Genomic DNA, 3,319 nt, shown 5'->3' with positions numbered 1-3,319 from the left:
TCGGGCCTGATTCCCAGTCAGCGGGGGTTGTCTTCCCGGCTGTTGGGCCGTTCCGACGTCTCAAACTCTAGCGGATCTTCCCGTCGGCTCATAATCGAGCCTTCGAAATCAATTTCGGCATACCGAAATTCTCCCGAGTGGGAGATCGTGCTGAGTTTTGGTTGCCGCATTCGCGGCGGGATCGGCTGCCGCAGAACCGTGCAGGCTCCGTGACAACTCGAAGAACCTTACGGATCTCGGTGGGGCATGTCAACCCCTCCCTGGCCGACCCGGCAGGGCCGTGTCAGTCCAGGTCGGTGAGGCGACCGCCGGCGTCCGGCTGGGCGTGCTCCACCCGGCGCAGGAGCCGGATCAGCATCTCGCCGAGGACTCCGCGCTCGTCGCCCGAGAGGTCCTGGAGCAGCTCCTCCTCGAAGTCCGTGGCCATCCGCATCGCCTCCAGCCACTTCGCCCGGCCCTCGTCCGTCAGCTCGACGATGACGCGGACCCGGTTGTTCTCGTCGCGGTCGCGGGTGACCAGGCCCTCGCCGGCCATGCGGTCGATGCGGTGCGTCATCGCGGCCGGGGTGAGTCCGAGCCGCTTGGCCAGCTCCCCCGGGCCCAGCCGGTACGGGGTACCGGCCAGCACGAGGGTCTTGAGGACCTCCCACTCGGCGTTGCTGATGCCGAGGGCGGCGACCTGACGTCCGTACGCCACGTTCATTCGGCGGTTCAGCCTGCCCAGCGCCGAGACGACCTGCTCGACCTGTGGGTCCAGGTCTCGGAACTCGCGCTGATAGGCGGCGATCTGCTCGTCGAGGCTCGGCTCCTGGAGACCGGGCTCGGTGGTGTCAGACATGGCGCGCAGTATGGCACGCCACCCATAGCCGTCGAAGTCCTTCGGTCTGTATTGTTGAGCTTCTAACTTTAGTGCTAAAGTCTTCGGGTTCGAGTCGTTCGGTTCGCTCGATCACATGGCTTCGAGACCTTGAGGTAGGTGAGTGTGACCAGGGAAATGGGTGCAGCACTGCGGCGGATCCAGCTGGGGAGCGCGCTGAGCGCGTTCGGGCTCGGGTTCACCGTTCCGTATCTGTACGTCTATGTGGCGCAGGTACGGGATCTGGGTGCCGGTACGGCGGGAGTCGTACTGGCGGTCTTCGCCATGGCAGCGCTCGCCGTCCTGCCGTTCACCGGCCGGGTCATCGACCGTCGCGGGCCGCTGCCCGTACTGCTCGTCGCCTCGGTCGTCGCCTCCCTGGGCGCGGCCGCCCTGGGCTTCTCCTCGCAGGTGACCGCCGCCGTCCTGTCGGCCGCGGTCCTCGGCGCGGGGACCGCGGTCATGCAGCCCGCCCTCGCCACGATGCTCGTCCGGTGCTCCGACACCGGCACCCGTACCCGTGCCTTCGCCATGCAGTTCTTCCTGCAGAACCTGGGACTCGGCATCGGCGGACTGGTCGGCGGACAGATCGTCGACACGGACCGGCCTTCGTCCTTCGCTCTGCTGTTCCTGATCGAAGCGGTGATGTTCCTCGTGCTCGGCGCCATCACGGCGACCGTGCGGATGCCTCGTACGTCCGCCGTCACGGCGGGGGTGTCCGGGGCCGGTGATGCCGCGCGGGGCGGGATGCGGGGGCTGCTCTCGCACCGGGCCATGGTGCAGCTGTGTGTGCTGGGGTTCGTGGTGTTCTTCGCCTGCTACGGACAGTTCGAGTCCGGTCTTGCGGCGTACGGCACCGAGGCCGCCGGGATCGAGCCCTCCACGCTCGGGATCGCGCTGGCCGCCAACACCGCGGTCATCGTCGTCGCCCAGTTCGTGGTGCTGCGGCTGGTGGAGCGCCGCCGTCGCAGCCGGGTGATCGCCGCGGTCGGTCTGATCTGGGCGTTCGCCTGGATCGTGGCGGGCTACGCCGGTCTCGGGCACGGCAGCCAGACCATGGCGACGGCCGCGATGATCTCCACGTACGCGCTGTTCGGGCTCGGTGAGTCGATGCTCTCGCCGACCGTCGCACCGCTCGTCGCCGATCTGGCGCCGGAGTCGATGGTCGGGCAGTACAACTCGGCCTTCGCCCTGTGCAAGCAGCTGGCGCTGGCGGTCGGTCCCGCCGTGGGCGGTCCCATGGGGGCATCGCTGCACGGGCCGTACATCGTGACGTTCGTGCTGTTCTCGCTGAGCATCACGGTGCTCGCGCTGCGGCTGGGCCGACGGCTCACCCCCGTACAGGACCAGCCTTCACTCGCGGCGGTGCCGTCGCGGGTGGTGGCCGTGTCGTTGCCGGAGGCCGCGCCGGCCGAGGTGCCGCCCCCGGTCGCCGCTGTTCACTGAGGGCCCGCGCCCGCCTCCTGGCGCGGCAAGGTGAATTCGCACCAGACCGCTTTGCCGCCGCCCGGCGTGCGGCGGCTGCCCCAGGACGTGGCGATCGTCGCGATGATGGAGATGCCCCGGCCCGCCTCGTCCGCCGGTTCGGCGCGGCGGCGGCGCGGCAGGTGGTCGTCGCCGTCGGTCACCTCGATGATCAGCCGGCGGTCGGTGCGCCGCAGACCCAGGCGCATCGGCGGTGTGCCGTGCTGGAGGGAATTGGCGACCAGCTCACCGGCGGCGAGGACGCCCAGGTCGCACAGGTCCACCGGGAAGCGCCACGAGGTCAGGACGCCCGTCGCGAAGGCGCGGGCGCGCGGAGCCGCCTCGATGCCGCCGAGCAGATCGAGCGAGGCGTTGTGGAACAGCTCCGCCGTCGGCCCGGTGCGGGCGGGGTGCTGGACCACCAGCACCGCCACGTCGTCGTCGTGCTCCGCGGTGATGTTGAGGGAGCGCATCAGGCGGTCGCAGACCACCTGTGGTGCGCCCTTCGCACCGGACAGCGCGCGCTCCAGCGCGGCCACGCCCTCGTCGATGTCCTCGCTGCGGCGCTCGACCAGGCCGTCGGTGTAGAGGACCGCGGTGGAGCCGGGCGGCAGCGCGATCGTGCCGGAGGTGTGGATCCAGCCGCCGGTGCCGAGCGGGGGCCCGGTCGGGCCCTCGGCGCGGTGCACCGTGCCGTCCTCGTCGCGCACCAGGATCGGGAGGTGCCCGGCGGAGGAGTAGACCAGCAAGCCCTCGTTGGGGTCGTGGACCGCGTAGGCGCAGGTGGCGATCTGGCTGGCGTCGATCTCGGCGGCCAGTCCGTCGAGCAGCTGGAGCACCTCGTGCGGCGGGAGGTCCAGCCGGGCGTAGGCCCGGACCGCGGTGCGCAGCTGGCCCATCACCGCGGCGGCGCGCACCCCGCGCCCCATCACGTCCCCGATGACCAGGGCGGTGCGGCCCGCGCCGAGGGTGATGACGTCGTACCAGTCGCCGCCGACC

The 3,319-nt window shown here is 70.5% G+C and carries 3 protein-coding genes; 1 reads left to right on the top strand and 2 read right to left on the bottom strand.

The annotated features are described in order from the left end of the window. Nucleotides 1–283 precede the first annotated feature (283 nt). Entirely contained in the window at nt 284–838 is a 555-nt protein-coding gene (locus J1C73_RS33140) for a MarR family winged helix-turn-helix transcriptional regulator (protein WP_207319605.1), read from the bottom strand. 156 nt (nt 839–994) lie between these two features. On the opposite strand from J1C73_RS33140, the gene J1C73_RS33135 reads away from it, so the two are divergent. Beyond that, nucleotides 995–2,302 (top strand): MFS transporter, encoded by a 1,308-nt coding sequence (locus J1C73_RS33135; RefSeq protein ID WP_207319604.1) that lies wholly within the window; start codon nt 995–997, stop codon nt 2,300–2,302. On the opposite strand, the gene J1C73_RS33130 is transcribed toward J1C73_RS33135, so the two are convergent. After that, a partial coding sequence (locus J1C73_RS33130; RefSeq protein WP_207319603.1) for an ATP-binding SpoIIE family protein phosphatase occupies nt 2,296–3,319 on the bottom strand: 1,024 nt, incomplete at its 5' end. The genes J1C73_RS33135 and J1C73_RS33130 overlap by 7 nt on opposite strands.

The sequence above is a fragment of the Streptomyces laculatispora genome, from assembly GCF_017353455.1.
Taxonomy (GTDB): Bacteria; Actinomycetota; Actinomycetes; order Streptomycetales; family Streptomycetaceae; genus Streptomyces; species Streptomyces laculatispora.
Note: the sequence above shows the minus strand (reverse complement) of the source record. Positions and strands in the feature narration are given on the sequence as shown.

Coding starts and splice junctions, on each gene's coding strand:
- J1C73_RS33140 (WP_207319605.1), bottom strand. CDS start 838: ATGTCTGACACCACCGAGCCCGGTCTCCAGGAGCCGAGCCTCGACGAG.
- J1C73_RS33135 (WP_207319604.1), top strand. CDS start 995: ATGGGTGCAGCACTGCGGCGGATCCAGCTGGGGAGCGCGCTGAGCGCG.